This window comes from Streptomyces sp. B3I8, assembly GCF_030816915.1.
Classification (GTDB): Bacteria; Actinomycetota; Actinomycetes; order Streptomycetales; family Streptomycetaceae; genus Streptomyces.
This window is the reverse complement of the sequence record NZ_JAUSYN010000002.1, coordinates 1280742-1298165: the sequence shown is the minus strand read 5'-3', so window position 1 is coordinate 1298165 and position 17424 is coordinate 1280742. Positions and strand designations below refer to the sequence as shown.

Sequence of the window (17424 nt, the reverse complement as noted above, 5' to 3'; positions counted from 1 at the left end):
GGCGGATTGGTCGGAGCCGAAAAAAACTCACGGGCCGTCAGGGCGGCGGGCGCCGGGGGAAGGGGAAGTCGTCGAGGAACCGCCGTATTGGTCGCCGCCCGACCCGCGTTTTCGGCCCGCCGATCCGTAATCCCGTCCGAGGACGTGATCGCTACGAACGACCAGTGAGGCCGCGCGCCGCGTGCCGCGACCGGAGAGGGGGGTACGAGTGGAGGCGGAGGAACTCCTGGCACTCGTCGCCGGAGGCGATCAGAAGGCCTTCGAGGAGTTGTACGGCATGGTGTCCGGGCCGGTGTTCGGCCTGGTGCGCCGCGTCGTGCGGGACCCGGCGCAGTCGGAGGAGGTGGCGCAGGAGGTGCTCCTCGAACTGTGGCGCTCCGCACCCCGGTTCGACCCGGGCCGCGGCAGCGCGCTGTCGTGGATCCTGACCGTCGCCCACCGCCGCGCCGTCGACCGGGTGCGCAGCGCCCGCGCGTCCGGCGAACGCGAGGAGCGGGAGGCCCGCCGAGCCCACCACCCCGCCTTCGACCAGGTCGCGGAGGAGGTGGAGGCCGGCCTCGAACGGGAATGGGTGCGCCGCTGCCTGGACCGGCTCACCGCGCTGCAACGGCAGTCCGTCACCCTCGCCTACTACGACGGCTACACCTACCGTGAGGTGGCCGAGCGGCTGTCCCTGCCGCTCGGTACGGTCAAGACCCGGATGCGCGACGGCCTCACCCGGCTGCGCCACTGCCTGGGAGGTGCGGCATGAGCCCTGTCGACAGGCTGTTCGATCAGCTCTTCGGCCGTGACGATCCGCACTCGCTCGCCGCGCCCTACGCCCTCGACGCCCTCGAACCCGACGAACGCCGCCGATTCGAGAAGCATCTGCGCCGCTGCGACAGCTGTGCCGGCGAGGTGCGCGCGCTGTCCGAGGACGCCGTGCGGCTCGCCTGGTCCACCAGCGCCCCGGCCCCGCCCGCGATGCGCGACCGGGTCCTCGCGGCCGTCCGCGCCACCCCGCAGGAGCCCGCCCCCGGCCGGGACGCGTCCGCTGTCCGCCCACCGCATCTGCCGCCGCACGTCTGGGGCACGGCCCCGCCGCCCGCCCGGGCCCGCGCGCCCCGGCTGCGCCCGCTGTTCGCGCCGCTGGCCACCGCGACCGCCGCCGCGGCGCTGGTCGTCGCCGCCCTCATCGCGGTGCAGGCCTCGCGGACCCAGGACACGCTGGACGCCGAGCGTGCGCAGGCACGTGAGATCGCCCACGTTCTCGCCGCGCCCGACGCCAGGGCCGCCGCCGACCGCGATGCCCGGGGGCGGGGACTGTCCGTGATCGCTTCCGCGTCGGAGGGGCGCGCGGTGGTCACGCTGAGCGGCGCGGGCGCGCTGCCGGACACGCGGGTGCATCAACTGTGGCTCATGCGCCCCGGCGCGCAACCGCGCTCCCTCGGCCTGTTCGACGGCGACACGCCCCTGGTCGCCGAAGGCCTGGCCAAGTCGGCGACATCACTCGCCGTGACCCTGGAACCCGATGGGGGGTCAGTCCGTCCGACAAGTGCGCCGGTTGTCCAACTCGCCCTGGATTCGGTCGGATTCGGAGAGTAGTCGAATAACTGTCAACACCCTTACGGGGAAGGTGAATCGCGTGACCGTGATACGTGAGTGCCCCGGGGGAGCGATAGGGTTACCCTGCCCGGGCCGGGTGCACAAGACGGGTGGGGAGTGACATGGAACAGATAACGATGCGCAGCAGGGCGAGGGTCCCTGCGATCACCTGCGGGAGCAGCGCGAGCAGTACGCGCCTCGACCGCCACCTCGCGGTACTCGGCGGCCCCGCGCTGCCGCAGCGCGAGACGGCGGAGGCGACGTCGCTGATGCGGGAGATAACGGCACGTGACGTCAAGCACGGCCGCAGTGACAGGGGGGCACGGGTCCGCAGGGTCTCGCTGTTCGCACCGCTGCGCCGGCTGCGCCGGTCGCTGTTCGGAGGACGGTGAGGGGAGAGCACTGGCGTGCGGGTGCCGTCGGTGTGATCTGACGGTGCCGTCCCTGGCGTACGCGGCCCACCCGGACCGTACGCCGGACCCGGCCCTGCTCCTTCCGCCCCACCCGGGGGTTCCGCCCCCGGCCCTTCCCGGACTCCGGCCCCGCACTCGGCCCCCGCCGGACCGCCGGACCCGTCCCCCGCGTCGGCGCGTCCTTCGTCGCACCGCCCTCGGCTCCCGCCCTTTCCGCCCTCGTCCCCGCCTCTGGTTCTGCCCCTGCCTCGTTCCTGCCGATCGAGCGTCGCGCGCGGCCCGATCCGGTTCCGCCGTCACACGTCACAGCAGGGTGAACTGCCCCTCCGGTCCCTCTTCCTGATGGTCAAGGACGGAGGCGGGGCGGCGGCGGGCGGCCGGCACCGGCAGGACACCGGCGTCCCGCAGCGCGGACGCGGTCGGCGCCCCCTCGGTGGACGACGCCAACTCCGCACGCGCCGGACCCAGTTCCGCCAGCAGCGTCAGCACGGTGATCAGCTCCAGCAGCTCGGACGTCCGGCTCTGCGGCCAGTCGGCCGGGCGGATCGCGGCCAGGGTGCCGGGTTCCGGCTCCGCCGTACGGGCCGCGAACCAGGACTCGACGACCCGCGCCCCCGCCACCTCGAACTCCCACGCGGCGGCCGGCACCGGCGAGATACGTCCGCCGTCGAGGTCGAGGACCTCCGCGTCGCGGTCGTGCGCCAGGTGGACCGGCCGCGCCGGCAGCGGCGCGCGGACGTACGGCCGCCGCCCGCCGGGCAGCCGGGGACGCTCCCCGACGCGCCGCATCAGCCACAGCATTCGACGGCCCAACTCCACCCCGTGTTCCCACCGTTCGGGATCGGCGGTCAGCGGGACGGTGTGACCGCGCGGCCCGTGGCGCACGGCCGCCATGATCCAGGCCAGGATCTCCGGCGGTTCCGGCGTACGCCCCAGCCGGGCGCCCAGATGCGCCGCGAGACCGGGCGCCAGATTGGGCTCCACGCCACCGGGACGCCGGTACAGCGGCCGGACGCGGCCGGTGCGTGGCGCGGGGAAGGGCAGGAGGGAGGTGGCGAGCAACGGCAGCGACAGCGGAGGCGGGAGCGGCGGCCGCCCGGACCCGCCCCGGGACTCGGCGCCCCCGGCGGCGGTTGCGGTCGTGCTCGCGGTCGTGGGCGGCAACTCCAGTGCGAACACCTGGTGTTCGTCGGCCACGCGCCACAGCTCGGGGCGGGCGGCGTCGATCAGGCGGTGGTCGGGGATCAGCCACTGCTCGTCGAACGGCGCACGCAGGACACGGACCGGTTCGGGGCACGGGCCGGTGGTGCGGTCGAGGCGTTCCGTGCCGGTGGGATGCCCGGGGAGCTGGGCGACCGCGGAGTGGAGGGTACGGGCGCGGGTCGGCTCGAACAGGGCGTCCCGGTCGGGGCCTTGGGCCTTGAGGAGGGCGTCCCAGCGGGTTCTGAGCGATGGGGCGTCCGGGGCGAGGGGCCAGGCGCGGCCGGGACGGGGAGGCGGGACGGACCACGGCATGAGGTCCGCCAGCAGCGGAGCGTCGTCGTTCGTCACGGGTGGCATCGTACGACGGGGTGCGGCGGCGGGGGCGTACGCCGGTTCTCTCCGCCCCCGCAGCCCCTTCGGGGACGGTAGGGGTAGGGGTAGAGGTAGGGGCGGAGGGGGCGAGAAAACCCTCCCCGGGGACCCCCTACGTCGCCTCCAGCGTCACCGTGAACGAGAAGCGGTCCCCCCGGTAGTGGATGACCGCGACGTCCAGCACCCGCCCGTCCGTCCCGTACGTGACGCCGGTGTAGTGCAGGATCGGGCTGAGCAGCGGCACGTTCAGCAGGCGGGCCGTCTCCGGGTCGGCCAGCCGCGCCTGCACGGTGTCGGTGATCCGGGCGATCTCCACACCCACCACGTCCCGCAGCACCTTCGTCATCGGCCACCGCTCCAGATCCCCCGGATCGACCCCTGCCGCCGCCTCCGCCCGTACGTAGTTGCGCGCGTGGTTCGTCGGCTCGCCGGTCTGCTCGTCGCTGCGCAGCCGGTGGTACGCCATCACCTCGCTCTCCCCCGCGAAGTGCTCGGCGAACTCCGCCGGCACCGGCACCGGGCCGTGTGCGAGCAGCTCCGCCGCCATCCCCGACTGCTGGGCCACGATCGCGTCCACCGACCCCAGCAGCCGCACCGGAGCGCCCCGCCGGGCGTCCGGCTCGATGAAGGTGCCGCGCCGTCGGTGCCTGCTGATCAGCCCCTCGTCCTCCAGCTCCTTGAGCGCCTGCCGCATGGTCAGCACGCTCACCCCGTAGTGGACCGCGAGCCGCTCCTCGGTGGGCAGGCGCAGCGGCGCGTCCGCCGGGCGGCCGAGGATGGAGGCGCGCAGCGACTGCGAGACCTGGTACCACAGCGGCAGCTTGCGGTTCAGGACGATCGAATCCGGGGCGAAGGAGGTCACGGGCCATCCGTACCGGCAGGGAAACCGTCAGGGCAAGGGGCGGAAGTGCCGTTCCAGGCCCTGCCAGACGTCGTCGTAACGCTGTTGCAGGTGCTCCGCGCGGGCCGCGTGCGAGGTCAGCGTCACCGGCCACCGGGTCTCGAACATGAACGCCAGCCCGTCGTCGATCTTCTGCGGCTTCAGCTCGGCCGTGCTCGCCCGGTCGAACGTCGCGCGGTCCGGTCCGTGCGCCGACATCATGTTGTGCAGCGAGCCGCCGCCCGGCACGAACCCGCCCTTTCCGGCCGACTTCGCGTCGTACGCGCCCTCGACGAGCCCCATGTACTCGCTCATCACGTTCCGGTGGAAGTACGGCGGCCGGAAGGTGTCCTCGCCCACCAGCCAGCGCGGCGCGAACACCACGAAGTCCACGCCGGCCAGCCCCGGGGTGTCGGACGGGGAGGTCAGCACCGTGAAGATCGACGGGTCCGGGTGGTCGTAGGAGACGCTGCCGATCACGTTGAAGCGGCGCAGGTCGTAGACGTACGGCACGTGATTGCCGTGCCAGGCGACGACGTCGAGCGGCGAGTGGTCGTACTCGGCGGCCCAGAGGTTGCCGCAGAACTTGTTCACCACCTCCACCGGCCCCTCCACGTCCTCGTACGCCGCCGCCGGCGCCCGGAAGTCCCGTGCGTTGGCGAGGCCGTTGGCGCCGATGGGGCCGAGGTCGGGCAGGCGGAAGGGGGCGCCGTAGTTCTCGCAGACGTAGCCGCGGGCACCGTCGTCCAGCAGCTCCGCCCGGAAGCGCACCCCGCGCGGGACCAGCGCCACATGGCCGGGCTCCGCGAGCAGTGCGCCGAACTCGGTGTGCAGCAGCAGCCCGCCGTGCTCGGGGACGATGAGCAGCTCGCCGTCCGCATCGCTGAACACCCGCTCCATGGAGGCGTTGGCGTGGTAAAGGTGCACGGCCATGCCGGTGCGCTGAGCCGCGTCGCCGTTGCCGCCGAGCGTCCACAGGCCCGCGAGGAAGTCCGTGCCCGGTGCCGGCTCGGGCATCGGGTCCCAGCGCAGCCGGTTGGGGTCCGGCACGGTCTCGGTGAACGGGGCGGAGCGCAGCGCCCCGTTGTCGGTCCGCCGGAAGGCGGGGTGCGCCGCCGACGGGCGGATCCGGTACAGCCAGGAGCGGCGGTTGTGCGCCCTCGGCTCGGTGAACGCCGTGCCGCTGAGCTGCTCGGCGTACAGCCCGAGCGGGGCCCGCTGCGGCGCGTTGCGGCCCTCGGGCAGGGCGCCGGACACCGCTTCGGAGCTGTGCTCGTTGCCGAAACCGTGCAGGTAGGTCAGTCCTTCGGCACGCTTCCTCGCGTCCCTGCTCATGCGTACTCCCTCGGTTCCCGGTCCGGTCCCGTACGGGGTCCTGTTCTGGGCCGCCGCGGATCCCGATTCCTATGCTTCACCGTAGGAATGACGTCCGGCGTACGCAAGAGGGAGGACCCGGGCGTGTGCCCTGAGACGCATGCGGTGGCCGGGAACCAGCCCTGAGGACGATCCGGCGCGTCGCAGAAATGTTCTACGCTCGGCGACATGTCGTGGACGCGCGGACTGCTCGCGGCGCTCGCGGTGTGCACCCTGCTCGGCGGTTCGGCCGGCTGTGGCGCCGATGACGGGCACGGGCAGAGCAACGGGATCAACGGGGACTCCTCCTCACCGGTGGGCAAGGTGCTGGAGCACACCGACGAGAGGGGGAGGCACTACCGTGAAATGGACAAGAAGGATGCCCCCGAGGTGGGCATCGAGGTCGAGCCGGACTCCGGCGACACCTGGGACGTCCGGCTGATCCTGCGCCGCTTCCGCCTCTCGCCCGCCGGCGCCCGACCGGTGGCCGTCGCCGGCCGGGGCATCGTCCGGCTCTATCTGGACGGCCGGCTCCTGGCCAGGCTGCACACCACCGAGTACCGGCTCGACGCCGACCTCGCGCGCGGCACGCACCACCTCACCGCACGGCTCTACGCGGACGACGGCACCCTCTGGGCGGTCGACGGCGAACCCGTGGAGCGCACGGCGGACCTCACGGCCTCCGGAACGGGCACGGAATCGCCGTCGTCGCATTCACCTACCTCGGCATCGCCGTCCTCGGCATCGCCGTCCTCGAAATCGCCGTCCTCGGATTCCTCGTCGCCCACGGCGAGCGGGGCGACGGGCGCGCCCCCGGCGGCCGGCGGGCGCGACGTCACGGCACGCGGCGCGCACCCGCCCGTTCCCTTGAGTGGACGGCGTTCCGCCGTGCGTACAGACGGGGGAGGTATCCCGGCCCCCGTCGGAAAGGCATGCTGATGCCCGCGCCCCACCCCACCTCGCTGCGCCGCGCGCCGGTCCAACGACGCAGCGCCGAACGGCTCACCCGCATCCTGGACGCCTGTGCCGACCTGCTCGACGAGGTGGGCTACGACGAACTGAGCACCCGGGCGGTGGCCGTGCGGGCGGGTGTCCCGATCGGCTCCGTGTACCGCTTCTTCGGCAACAAGCGTGCGATGGCCGACGCCCTGGGCGAACGCAACCTGGAGAGGTACACCGAGCGCGTCGCACGCCGGCTGGAGGAGACGGCGGGCGAGGGCGGCTGGCGTGCGGCGATGGACGCGGTGCTGGACGAGTACCTCGACATGAAGCGCACCGCCCCCGGCTTCTCCCTCGTCGACTTCGGCAACCAGATACCCATCGGCACCCGGCACACCGAGCCGAACCACCGGGTCGCCGACCGGCTGGCCGAACTGCTCGCCGGCCACCTCGGCCGGGGCCCGGACGAGGAGTTGCGGCGCACGGTCCTGGTCGCCGTCGAGACCGCCGACACGCTCGTCCACCTCGCCTTCCGAGTCTCCCCCGAGGGCGACGAGCGGATCATCGAGGAGGCGCGGCAGTTGCTGCGGGCGTATCTGTCGCTTTCGCTGGACTGAGGCCTGCGCGGGGTCGTCCCGTCCCCCGTCCCCCGTCGCCCCTTCCCGTCCCGACCCCGGGGCTCCGCCCCCCGGACCCCCTGGAAGATCGCGCCCACGCGGCGGAGCCGCATATCGACACGGCCCCGCGCCCCTTGTACAGGCGCGTTGACCCGCTCGGGTGGACTCCGTGCCGCGTCCCGCGCGGCATGCCGCGCGCGGGTCCCTCCCGTGAAAGAGAGTCAGGTGAAAGAGCGATTTGTATGAAAATCGTCTGACTCGGAGGAATGCGCATGCCCACCTCGACACCCCCACGCACCCCTCGCCTCCCGCGTCGGCGCCACCGCCGCCGTCGCGGCACTCACCGCCACCGGCGCGGTCTGGCTCGCCGCGCCCGCCGCGGCCGTCGGGGAAGGCGGTGACATCAGGGTCCACCGGGAGGGCGTGCCCTACACGGTCTCCAAGGAGGACCCGGTGGTGTGCAGGTTCTACCTGGATGCCACCAACTTCGACTCGGCGACGACCGTCGCCTACACCATCACACCGCAGCCCCCGCTGCCCACCAGCGCCGTCGTCAGCGGCAGCATCACCCTGGCCGCGGGCGCCGGCCACACCGACGTACTGGGCCTGGCCGACGGCCAGTACAAGATCACCTGGGTGCCGAACGTCCCCGCCGTGCCGCCGGTCCCGCCGCCCGGCACCAAGGAGAAGGTCTTCCGCGTCAACTGCCACGACGACAAGCACGACGCGAAGAAGGGGGGCTACGAGAGGGCCGAGGGCCAGGGCCACGGGGCGGCGACCATCGGCGACGACAACGGTGAGGGCCCCAAGGGCGGCGTCCACGCGGGTGGCGGCGGCCTCGCCCGCGCCACCGAGGCGTTCTCACCCACCACCGCGACCGCGGCCGTGGGCCTCGTCGTGCTCAGCGGGTTCGCCTATGTCCGCCTCATCCGCCGGCGTGCCGCGTAGGCGCCGACGCAAGCCGTGGCGCCGGACCCGCGCCTACCGCCTCGCCAGGACAGCCGTCCTCGCGGTCGTCCTGACGACGCTGGTCCTGCGGTGCGGGGAGGGGCACCACGAGCGGTACCCCGAGGCGCACGTCCCGGCCGCCGGGACGACGCGGGCCGCCTCCGGCGCGCACGGCGGCGGCCCGGCGGCCGGCCCCTCCCGAAGCGCCGACCCCACGCCCCCGCCCCGACCGTTGCCCCGGTCGCCGGCGACCGCCGTGCGCATCCCCGACCTCGGGGTCGACGCGCCGATCGTCCCGGTCCGGCTCGACGCCCACCGGCAGCTCGGCACCCCGCCCGTGGACCGGCCCAAGCTGATCGGCTGGTACGCGGACGGCCCCACCCCGGGCGAGGCGGGCACCGCCGTCGCGGTCGGCCACCGCGACACCCGGACCGGGCCCGCCGTCTTCGCCGCGCTCGGCCAGCTCGACCCCGGTGACCATGTCGAGGCCCGCCGCGCCGACGGCCGGACCGCCGTCTACACCGTCGACCGGGTGCGCACCTTCGACAAGAACCACTTCCCCGACAAGGAGGTGTACGGCACCGGCGACCGCCCCGAACTGCGCGTCCTCACCTGCGGCGGGCTCTACCGCAGCCGGACGGGGTACACCGGCAACATCGTCGTCTTCGCCCACCTCACCGCCATCCGCGGCGGGTGAGGCGCCGGATGCCGTCCCGGTGGCCCTCCGCCGCCCCGGCAGCCGTCCGCCGTCCCGGACACCCCTGGCGCCAAAAAACTAACGCCGCTAGTTTGGGGTTCGGGAGCCGACGCCGTACCGCCCGGGAGGAAGACGATGAAGGCACGCGACGGACACGACGCCATCTATGTGGACGGTGCCTGGCGCCCCGCCGCCGGGCCGGACACGATCGAGGTCGTGAACCCGGCCGACGAGCAGGTCATCGCCCACGTTCCGGCCGGTACCGCCGAGGACGTCGACAGAGCCGTACGCGCCGCCCGGGCCGCGCTGCCCGGCTGGGCGGCGACCGAACCCGCCGAGCGGGCCGCCCGGCTGGCCGCCCTGCGTGACCGGCTGGAGGACCGCGCGGAGGAGATCGCCGAGACCGTGACGGCCGAACTGGGCGCCCCGCTCAAGCTCGCGCGGACGGTGCACGTCGGCATGCCCGTGGCGGTCGCCGGGTCCTACGCCGAACTGGCCGCCACGTACGCCTTCGAGGAGCGGCTCGGCAACTCGACCGTGCTGCACGAGCCGGTCGGCGTGGTCGGCGCCATCACCCCCTGGAACTACCCGTTGCACCAGATCGTCGCCAAGGTCGCCCCGGCGCTCGCGGCGGGCTGCACGGTGGTGCTCAAGCCCGCCGAGGACACCCCGCTCACCGCCCAGCGCTTCGCCGAGGCGGTCGACGAGGCGGGCGTCCCGGCCGGGGTGTTCAACCTCGTCACGGGCCTCGGCCCGGTCGCCGGGCAGGCACTGGCCGAGCACCCGGGCGTCGACATGGTCTCCTTCACCGGCTCCACCGCCGTCGGCCGTCGCATCGGCGCGACCGCGGGGGCGGCCGTCAAGCGCGTCGCCCTCGAACTGGGCGGCAAGTCCGCCAACGTCGTCCTGCCGGGCGCCGACCTCGCCCGCGCGGTCAACGTCGGCGTCGCCAACGTGATGTCCAACTCCGGCCAGACGTGCAGCGCGTGGACCCGGATGCTGATTCACCGCGACGACTACGACGAGGCGGTGGAACTCGCCGCCGCCGCTGCCGCCAAGTACGGCGACCGCATCGGCCCGGTGGCCAGTGCCAGGCAGCGGGACAGGGTGCGCGGGTACATCGAGAAGGGCGTCGCCGAGGGCGCCCGTCCGGTGGCCGGCGGCCCCGACGCCCCGCGCGAACGCGGCTACTACGTCCGCCCCACCGTCTTCGCCGACGTGCGCCCGGAGATGACGATCGCCCAGGAGGAGATCTTCGGCCCGGTCCTGTGCGTCCTGCGCTACGAGGACGCCGAGGACGCGCTGCGGATCGCCAACGGCACCGAGTACGGGCTGGCCGGGGCCGTCTGGGCGGCCGACGAGGCGGAGGCGGTGGCCTTCGCGCGGGGGCTGGAGACCGGCCAGGTCGACATCAACGGCGGCCGGTTCAACCCGCTGGCCCCCTTCGGCGGGTACAAGCGGTCCGGGGTGGGACGGGAGTTGGGTCCGCACGGACTGGCGGAATACCTGCAGACGAAGTCCTTCCAGTTCTGACCGAGCTTGCCTGACCGGGTCTTTCCGACTCTGCCTTTCCGACCCCGACGCTTCGACTTCGAGGGAGCCGAACGACCATGGCCGTACGCGCCGCCGTCCTGCCCGCCCTCGGTGCTCCGCTGGAGATCGCCGAGATCGACCTGCCCGACCCCGGCCCCGGCCGGGTCCGTATCCGGCTCGCCGCCGTCGGGGTCTGCCACTCCGACCTGTCCCTGTCCGACGGGACGATGCGGGTGCCGCTCCCCGCCGTGCTCGGGCACGAGGGGGCGGGCACGGTGGTCGCCGTGGGGGAGGGCGTCACGCATGTCGCACCGGGCGTCGGGGCGGTGCTGAACTGGGCGCCCGCCTGCGGCAGTTGCCACGCCTGCGAACTGGGCGAGGGGTGGCTGTGCGCCAACGCGCTGAACGGCGCGGCGGAGGTGTACGCCCGCACGACGGACGGCACCGAGCTGCACCCCGGACTGAACGTCGCGGCGTTCGCGGAGGAGACGGTGGTCCCGGCGGGGTGCGTGCTGCCCGCGCCGGACGGGGTGCCGCTGGCGGACGCGGCGCTGCTGGGGTGCGCGGTGCTCACCGGATACGGGGCCGTGCACCATGCGGCGCGGGTTCGGCCGGGGGAGACGGTCGCGGTGTTCGGGGCCGGCGGGGTGGGGCTGGCGGCGCTCCAGGCGGCGCGGATCGCCGGGGCCGGGCGCGTCGTGGCGGTCGACGTCTCGCCGGAGAAGGAGTCGCTGGCGCGGCGGGCGGGTGCCACGGACTACGTGGTGGCCTCATCCACCACCGCGCGGGAGATCCGCGGGCTGACGGGGCGGCAGGGCGTCGATGTCGCGGTGGAGTGCGTGGGGCGGGCGGTGACCATCCGTACGGCGTGGGAGTCCACGCGGCGGGGCGGACGGACGGTGGTGGTCGGCATCGGCGGCAAGGAGGAGGTCGTCACGTTCAACGCGCTGGAACTCTTCCACTGGGGGCGGTCGCTGGCGGGCTGCGTCTACGGCAACTGCGACCCGGCCCGCGACCTGCCGGTGCTCGCGGACCACGTCCGCGCGGGGCGCCTGGACCTGGGGCTCCTGGTGACGGAACGGATCGCCCTGGACGGCATCCCGGACGCGTTCGAGAACATGCGCGCGGGCAAGGGGGCGCGAGCGCTGGTCACGTTCTGAGGGGGCGGACGGGGCGGGGACCCGAGCGTCGGCGACTGCGGGCCCGTCGTGGCTGGTCGCGCAGTGCCCCGCGCCCCTGAGAAGCAGGGGCCGCGCCCCCGTCAGGGGCGCGGGGCACCGCGCGAGCAACCACCCGCCCACCCGCACTCCCCGCCCCCCGAGCTCACCCGGGGTGAAAGGGGCGGAGCCCCTTGAAGGGACGGGAAGGGCAGGGGCGGCGGGGGCGGAGACCCTCCCTAACCCCCCACCCGCCGCACCTCCTCGTACCGCACCTCCAGCCCGTCCAGCAACGCCCGCAACCCCACCTCGAACGCCCGCTCGTCGATCAGCTCCTGGCGCCCCGCCAACCGATGCGCCTCCCCCAGATGGGGATAGTCCGCGGGGTCGTACGCCGCGACATCGTCCACGAACCCCCCGGCGAACGACCCCAGCGCGGACCCCATCACGAAGTACCGCATCAGCGGCCCCCACCGACGTCGCCTGCGCCGCCGGCCACCCCGCGTCCACCATCGCCCCGTACACCGCGTCCGCCAGCCGCAGCGCCGCCGGCCGTCGCCCCGGCCCGTGCGCCAGCACCGGCACCACGTTCGGATGCGCCCGCAGCGCCGCCCGGTAGGACACCGCCCAGTCGTGCAGCGCGCTCCGCCAGTTCCGCGCGTCCCACCCCTCCGCGAACATCGACAGATCGACCTGCGCGCTCACCGAGTCGGCGACCGCCTCCAGGATCTCGTCCTTGGTGCGGAAGTGGTTGTAGAGCGACGGCCCGCTCACCCCCAGCTCGGCCGCGAGCCGGCGCGTGGAGACGGCCGCGAGGCCCTCCGCGTCCACCAGCGCACGTGCCGTCTCGACGATGCGGTCGGTGCTCAGCAGGGGCTTGCGCGGTCGGGCCATGGCGCACATAGTAGGTCTGCACACATAAACTAGCAGTGCTAATTAAGCCGCGAGGTGACCCGACGTGAACCTGGAGCTCAGCGAGGAACAGGCCGCCGTCCGCCGGCTGGCCCGGGACTTCGTCGAGGGCGAGATAGCGCCCCACGTCGTGGCCTGGGACCGCGCGGAGGAGGTCGACCGGGGCATCGTCAAGAAGCTCGGCGAGGTCGGATTCCTCGGCCTGACCCTCGAGGAGGAGTACGGCGGCTCCGGCGGCGACCACCTCGCGTACTGCCTGGTCACCGAGGAGCTCGGCCGGGGCGACTCCTCCGTGCGCGGCATCGTCTCCGTCTCCCTCGGCCTCGTCGCCAAGACGATCGCCGCCTGGGGGAACGAGGAGCAGAAGCGGCGCTGGCTGCCCGGGCTCGCCGCCGGCGAGTACGTCGGCTCCTTCGGCCTCACCGAACCGGGCACCGGCTCCGACGCGGGCAACCTCACCACCCGCGCGGTCCGCGAAGGCGACGACTACGTCCTCGACGGTACGAAGACGTTCATCACCAACGGGACATGGGCCGACGTCGTCCTGCTCTTCGCCCGCTCCACCGACGCCCCCGGGCACAAGGGTGTCACCGCCTTCCTCGTCCCCGCCGACAGTCCCGGTCTGACCCGCCGCACGATCCACGGCAAGCTCGGGCTGCGCGGCCAGGCCACCGCCGAACTGGTGCTCCAGGGCGTGCGGGTGCCCGCCTCCGCGATGCTGGGCCCGGAGGGCAAGGGCTTCTCCGTCGCCATGTCCGCGCTCGCCAAGGGGCGGATGTCGGTCGCGGCCGGCTGTGCCGGCATCGCCCAGGCCGCCCTGGACGCGGCCGTGCGGTACACGGGCGAGCGCGAACAGTTCGGAAAGCCCATCGCCCGCCACCAGTTGGTGCAGGAGCTGATCAGTGACATCGCCGTCGACGTGGACGCCGCCCGGCTGCTGACCTGGCGGGTCGCCGACCTGATCGACCGCGGCAGGCCCTTCGCCACGGAGGCCTCCAAGGCCAAGCTCTTTGCCTCCGAGGCCGCCGTCCGCGCCGCCAACAATGCCCTCCAGGTCTTCGGCGGTTACGGCTACATCGACGAGTACCCGGTGGGCAAACTGCTGCGCGACGCCCGCGTGATGACCCTCTACGAGGGCACCAGCCAGATTCAGAAGCTCCTTATCGGCCGCGCGCTGACCGGTGTCTCGGCGTTCTGAGCGAGGCCGTCTCTGAGTACCCGGGGCCACGGACCCTGAGTACGACGGCGGATGTGGCGCGGGCCACGCCCGCCGATCCTGTTCGCATGAGCGACACACCGGTCAAGCAGCAGAACACCGCCGCCTTCTACGGGCAGGCCACGGCCTCCTTCGCCATCGCGCTGATCGCCACGGCCGTCGGCATCTACCACCTCCAGGCCGACGCCTGGGTCCGCGCCTTCCTCGCCATCGCCGTGCTGTACCTGGTGACCTCCGCCTTCACCCTCGCCAAGGTCATCCGCGACCGGCAGGAGGCCGGGCAGATCGTCAGCCGCGTCGACCAGGCGAGACTGGAGAAACTGCTCGCCGAGCACGACCCGTTCGAGAAGCTCTGACCGCCCGTTCCCGGACCGTGCCGCGCGGCCGTCGCACGCGCCCGCTCAACCCACCGCCACGCCCTGGCCGAGCAGCAGTTCCGCACCGCACCAGTTCTGCCGGCCGAGGTGGTCGAGCATGGCCGCCTCCGCCGCACCCGGGTTGCGCCGTACGCCGACGAGGACGGGCTCGGTCAGGGAGGGCAGCAGCGGGCGGGCCAGTTCCTCGAAACCCTCGGGGATGGCCGAGGCCGGGACGACGGTGACGCCCAGGCCGTGCGCCACGAGCCGGACCGCGGTGGAGATCTGCGACGCCCGGGCCACGGTGGGCGGGCTCAGGCGCGCGTCGGTGAGCAGACGGGCGAGGTAGTCGTCGAGCAGGCTGGCGCGCCGGTACCGGATCCACCCCTCCGACTCCAGGTCCTCCAGGCGCAGGGCGCCGCCGTCCTCGAGGAGCGGGTGCCCCTTCGGCAGGACGGCGACGTATGCCTCCTGGCCCAGGGGGTGGGCCTCGAAAGTGCACCAGGCGGGGATGTGGTGCACGAGGATCATGTCGAGGGTGCCCTCGCGGACCAGGCGTTCCATGTCCGCCGGATCGGGCTCCTCGAACAGGGTCACCTGCAACTTCGGGTAACGGCTGCGCAGTTGACCCAGCACCTCCGGCAACTGACGTGCTCCCAGGCCCATGTAGACGGCCATGACGAGTTCGCCGGCCAGTTCCCCGTCGGCGGCGCGGGCGGCGGTGACGGCGCGCCGGGACGCGGTCGTCGCGATCTTCGCCTCCGCGAGGAAGGCCCGCCCCGCCACCGTCACCGTCACCCCGCTCGGGGTACGGGTGAACAGCCGCACCCCGAGGTTCTTCTCCAGGGCGGCGATCTGCTGCGACAACGAGGGCTGAGTGACCCGCAGGCGGTCCGCCGCGGCTGTCATGGAGCCCTCGTCGGCGACGGCCAGGGCGTATTCGTATTGGCGCAGATTCATCTTCCGGTCCGCCTTCGGCGCAGGTGGGGACGGGTATAGGCATTGTCGATATGAAGTATACGTTGCCACTATTTGCTTCTATGGAAGCGCGCTCCTAGCTTGGTCGATGTCCGGCGCGGACACCGGGGCCGGGAAGATCCCGACCGCTCGGTACGCGCATCAGACTGGCTGTTCCGAGGGGCACACAATGAGTTTTGAGGGCAAGAAGGTTCTCGTCACCGGTGCGGGTGCGCGCGGAGGCATCGGCGCCGCGACGGCGCACGCCTTCGCACGTGAGGGGGCGTCCGTGGTGATCAGTGGCCGCAACGCCGAGCGCGGGGCCGAGGTGGTGCAGGACATCATCGACGACCACGGGAAGGCCCGGTTCGTCCTGGCTGATCTGAGTGATCTCGCCGACGTCGAGCGGCTCGCCGAGGAGGCCGGTGATATCGATGTCCTGGTCAACAACGCGGCGAGCTACCGGGCGAGCATCAAGCCGTCCCTCGACCAGGACGTCGAGGTGAACGCGGAGACGTGGGACACCAATGTGCGTGCCACCTTCGCCCTCAGCACGCGGCTCGTGCGGGGCATGATCGAGCGGGGCGGCGGCAACATCATCAACATCAGCAGCATCGCCGCCTCGATCGCCATGCCGCACATGTCCACGTACGGGGCGCAGAAGGCGGCCGTCGAGTCCTTCGCCCGCAGTTGGGCCGCGGAGTGGGGTCAGTACGGCATACGCGTCAACGCGGTGGCTCCCGGCAACGTGACGAGCGACAACGTCGTGGACTTCATCGGCGCCGACCAGTTCCAGGACTGGTCCCAGGTCAACCCGGCCAGGCGCAACGCCACGCCCAGGGAGCTCGCCGACGTCATCACGTTCGTGGCGAGCGACCGTGCGAGCTTCGTCACCGGCCAGGTGATCGTGGCCGACGGCGGGCGCCTCGCCGTCTGAGGCGATGCCGCGGCGGAACCCGGAGGGAAGGAGCGCGTCGAGGTCCCGTGAGAAGCGGATCCCCGGGCCGGACCACCCCGTCGAGCTGGTCGAGAACCCCGGTCCGATCCGGGTGCCGCTCCACCCCACGACGGGGCCGCTCCATCCGGTCCAGGAACGGCACGACCCGGGCTGCCGATATCCGCCGACCGGCTGAACGCCGCCCTTCGCGCCGGTCGAGGCGGCGGACGCCCTGCCCGGGGGCGGCGGACTCACCCGTGAGCCGGGCGGCCGGTGGGACCTGAGTTCCGCGCCGGCCCGCCCGCTCGGCGCGTGCGTCGAGACGACGGCCGCGTATCCCGCCGTACCGCGCACGGCGGTCGGGCAGGCCGGTCCGGTGCTCGTCGGCCGGGGCCTCGCCTCCTTCCGCGCGCCGCCTCGCGTGCTCGACCACCCCCGCTACCGGGCCGTGGAGGGCTTCGTCGACCGCGAGGGCCCCTGGGACCGCGACATGACGCGCCGCACCGCCTCCGTACGGACCGACTCCGCCGAGCGCCGGCGGAGCGCGGCCGTTCCCTCGCCCATGACCGTCCGGACGCGCTCCGGCGCAACCGGTTCCGCTCCTGAGGACCGGCGCCGAACGGGCACGCTAAGCGCCCGCTCAGTATCGGCGGTATGGTGGTGCACCTGTCGGTGGAGAGGGGCACGAGCGATGAGTACGGCGCAGGAGACGGTCGGCGGCGAGAGTGAACCGTGGGTGGAGGTCACCCCGGACGCGGCCCGGCGACTGCTGGTGGCAGCCGTGGACGCGTTCGCCGAGCGTGGCTACCACGCCACGACCACCCGTGACATCGCGAGCCGCGCCGGCATGAGCCCGGCCGCGCTCTACATCCACTACAGGACCAAGGAAGAACTGCTCCAGCGCATCAGCCGGATCGGCCACGAGAAGGTCCTGGAGATCCTGCGCACGGCGGCCCGGGGCGAGGGCGGCGCCACCGAGCGGCTCGCCGACGCCGTCAGTTCCTTCGTACGGTGGCACGCCGGCCGGCGCACCACCGCGCGGGTCGTGCAGTACGAGCTGGACGCGCTCGGCCCCGAGGCGCGCGCCGAGATCGTCGCGCTGCGTCGCCAGGTGGACGCCGAGGTGCGCGGGATCATCGAGGACGGGGCGGCGTCCGGCGAGTTCGACGTGCTCGACGTGCGCGGCACCACGCTCGCGGTCCTCTCGCTGTGCGTCGACGTCGCCCGCTGGTTCAACGTCGAGGGGTCCCGCACACCCGAGGAGATCGGCGCGCTCTACGCCGATCTCGTACTGCGGATGGTGGGCGCGAAGTAGCGCCGGGCCTGCCGGACGCGGGGCGCGCCGTCGAG

16 protein-coding genes and 2 pseudogenes are annotated in these 17424 nt (G+C 73.2%); 13 read left to right on the top strand and 5 right to left on the bottom strand.

Annotation, left to right across the window (positions count from 1 at the left end):
* Nucleotides 1-208 precede the first annotated feature (208 nt).
* The 3 genes from QFZ64_RS08070 (at nucleotide 209) to QFZ64_RS08060 (ending at nucleotide 1976) form a co-directional block, all read left to right on the top strand.
* The gene (locus QFZ64_RS08070; RefSeq protein ID WP_307063807.1) at nucleotides 209-751 is read left to right on the top strand and encodes a sigma-70 family RNA polymerase sigma factor; all 543 of its coding nucleotides are present in this window, start codon (nucleotides 209-211) and stop codon (nucleotides 749-751) included.
* The gene (locus QFZ64_RS08065) at nucleotides 748-1584 is read left to right on the top strand and encodes an anti-sigma factor (RefSeq protein WP_307063804.1); all 837 of its coding nucleotides are present in this window, start codon (nucleotides 748-750) and stop codon (nucleotides 1582-1584) included. Before QFZ64_RS08070 ends, QFZ64_RS08065 begins: the two co-directional genes overlap by 4 nt.
* Nucleotides 1585-1706: 122 nt before the next feature.
* A complete protein-coding gene (locus tag QFZ64_RS08060) occupies nucleotides 1707-1976 on the top strand; it encodes a hypothetical protein (protein ID WP_307063802.1) in 270 nt (89 codons plus the stop codon).
* Nucleotides 1977-2300: 324 nt separating this feature from the next.
* On the opposite strand, the gene QFZ64_RS08055 is transcribed toward QFZ64_RS08060, so the two are convergent.
* The 3 genes from QFZ64_RS08055 to hmgA form a co-directional block, all read right to left on the bottom strand.
* Nucleotides 2301-3557, bottom strand: coding sequence for a type ISP restriction/modification enzyme (locus tag QFZ64_RS08055; RefSeq protein ID WP_307063801.1), 1257 nt, complete (start codon nucleotides 3555-3557; stop codon nucleotides 2301-2303).
* Nucleotides 3558-3684: 127 nt separating this feature from the next.
* Complete coding sequence (locus tag QFZ64_RS08050) at nucleotides 3685-4434, bottom strand: GntR family transcriptional regulator (RefSeq protein ID WP_307063799.1); 750 nt, start codon at nucleotides 4432-4434, stop codon at nucleotides 3685-3687.
* Between the two features lie 27 nt (nucleotides 4435-4461).
* Nucleotides 4462-5787: a homogentisate 1,2-dioxygenase gene (gene hmgA, locus QFZ64_RS08045; RefSeq protein ID WP_307063797.1), complete on the bottom strand. Its 1326-nt coding sequence runs from the start codon at nucleotides 5785-5787 to the stop codon at nucleotides 4462-4464.
* Nucleotides 5788-5994: 207 nt separating this feature from the next.
* Between hmgA and QFZ64_RS08040 the strand changes: the two genes are divergently transcribed.
* The 6 genes and pseudogenes from QFZ64_RS08040 to QFZ64_RS08015 all read left to right on the top strand — a co-directional run bounded on the left by QFZ64_RS08040 (nucleotide 5995) and on the right by QFZ64_RS08015 (nucleotide 11699).
* Nucleotides 5995-6744 (top strand): nuclear transport factor 2 family protein, encoded by a 750-nt coding sequence (locus QFZ64_RS08040; protein ID WP_307063795.1) that lies wholly within the window; start codon nucleotides 5995-5997, stop codon nucleotides 6742-6744.
* On the top strand, nucleotides 6738-7361 hold the full coding sequence (locus tag QFZ64_RS08035) for a TetR/AcrR family transcriptional regulator (RefSeq protein WP_307063794.1): 624 nt from the start codon (nucleotides 6738-6740) through the stop codon (nucleotides 7359-7361). The genes QFZ64_RS08040 and QFZ64_RS08035 overlap by 7 nt, the downstream gene beginning before the upstream one ends.
* Nucleotides 7362-7633: 272 nt before the next feature.
* Nucleotides 7634-8309, top strand: a pseudogene (locus tag QFZ64_RS08030) (hypothetical protein).
* Nucleotides 8278-9006: a class F sortase gene (locus QFZ64_RS08025; RefSeq protein ID WP_307063792.1), complete on the top strand. Its 729-nt coding sequence runs from the start codon at nucleotides 8278-8280 to the stop codon at nucleotides 9004-9006. The pseudogene QFZ64_RS08030 and the gene QFZ64_RS08025 overlap by 32 nt, the downstream one beginning before the upstream one ends.
* Before the next feature lie 135 nt (nucleotides 9007-9141).
* Nucleotides 9142-10539 carry an aldehyde dehydrogenase family protein gene (locus tag QFZ64_RS08020; RefSeq protein WP_307063789.1) on the top strand — a complete coding sequence of 466 codons (1398 nt, stop codon included), beginning with the start codon at nucleotides 9142-9144 and terminating at the stop codon, nucleotides 10537-10539.
* Between the two features lie 77 nt (nucleotides 10540-10616).
* A complete protein-coding gene (locus QFZ64_RS08015; RefSeq protein ID WP_307063788.1) occupies nucleotides 10617-11699 on the top strand; it encodes a Zn-dependent alcohol dehydrogenase in 1083 nt (360 codons plus the stop codon).
* A 236-nt stretch (nucleotides 11700-11935) separates the two neighbouring features.
* Here QFZ64_RS08015 and QFZ64_RS08010 read toward each other — a convergent pair.
* A pseudogene (locus QFZ64_RS08010) lies at nucleotides 11936-12590 on the bottom strand (TetR/AcrR family transcriptional regulator).
* Between the two features lie 64 nt (nucleotides 12591-12654).
* Between QFZ64_RS08010 and QFZ64_RS08005 the strand changes: the two are divergent.
* Complete coding sequence (locus tag QFZ64_RS08005; RefSeq protein ID WP_307063786.1) at nucleotides 12655-13806, top strand: acyl-CoA dehydrogenase family protein; 1152 nt, start codon at nucleotides 12655-12657, stop codon at nucleotides 13804-13806.
* Between the two features lie 86 nt (nucleotides 13807-13892).
* Nucleotides 13893-14180: a YiaA/YiaB family inner membrane protein gene (locus tag QFZ64_RS08000; protein ID WP_307063783.1), complete on the top strand. Its 288-nt coding sequence runs from the start codon at nucleotides 13893-13895 to the stop codon at nucleotides 14178-14180.
* Nucleotides 14181-14225: 45 nt separating this feature from the next.
* On the opposite strand, the gene QFZ64_RS07995 is transcribed toward QFZ64_RS08000, so the two are convergent.
* Nucleotides 14226-15140: a LysR family transcriptional regulator gene (locus tag QFZ64_RS07995; protein WP_307063781.1), complete on the bottom strand. Its 915-nt coding sequence runs from the start codon at nucleotides 15138-15140 to the stop codon at nucleotides 14226-14228.
* A gap of 187 nt (nucleotides 15141-15327) precedes the next feature.
* Here QFZ64_RS07995 and QFZ64_RS07990 point away from each other — a divergent pair, with 187 nt between their 5' ends.
* Nucleotides 15328-16074, top strand: a complete 747-nt coding sequence (locus QFZ64_RS07990) for an SDR family NAD(P)-dependent oxidoreductase (RefSeq protein ID WP_307063779.1) — start codon at nucleotides 15328-15330, stop codon at nucleotides 16072-16074.
* Between the two features lie 691 nt (nucleotides 16075-16765).
* Entirely contained in the window at nucleotides 16766-17389 is a 624-nt protein-coding gene (locus QFZ64_RS07985; RefSeq protein ID WP_307063777.1) for a TetR/AcrR family transcriptional regulator, read from the top strand.
* Nucleotides 17390-17424 lie beyond the last annotated feature (35 nt).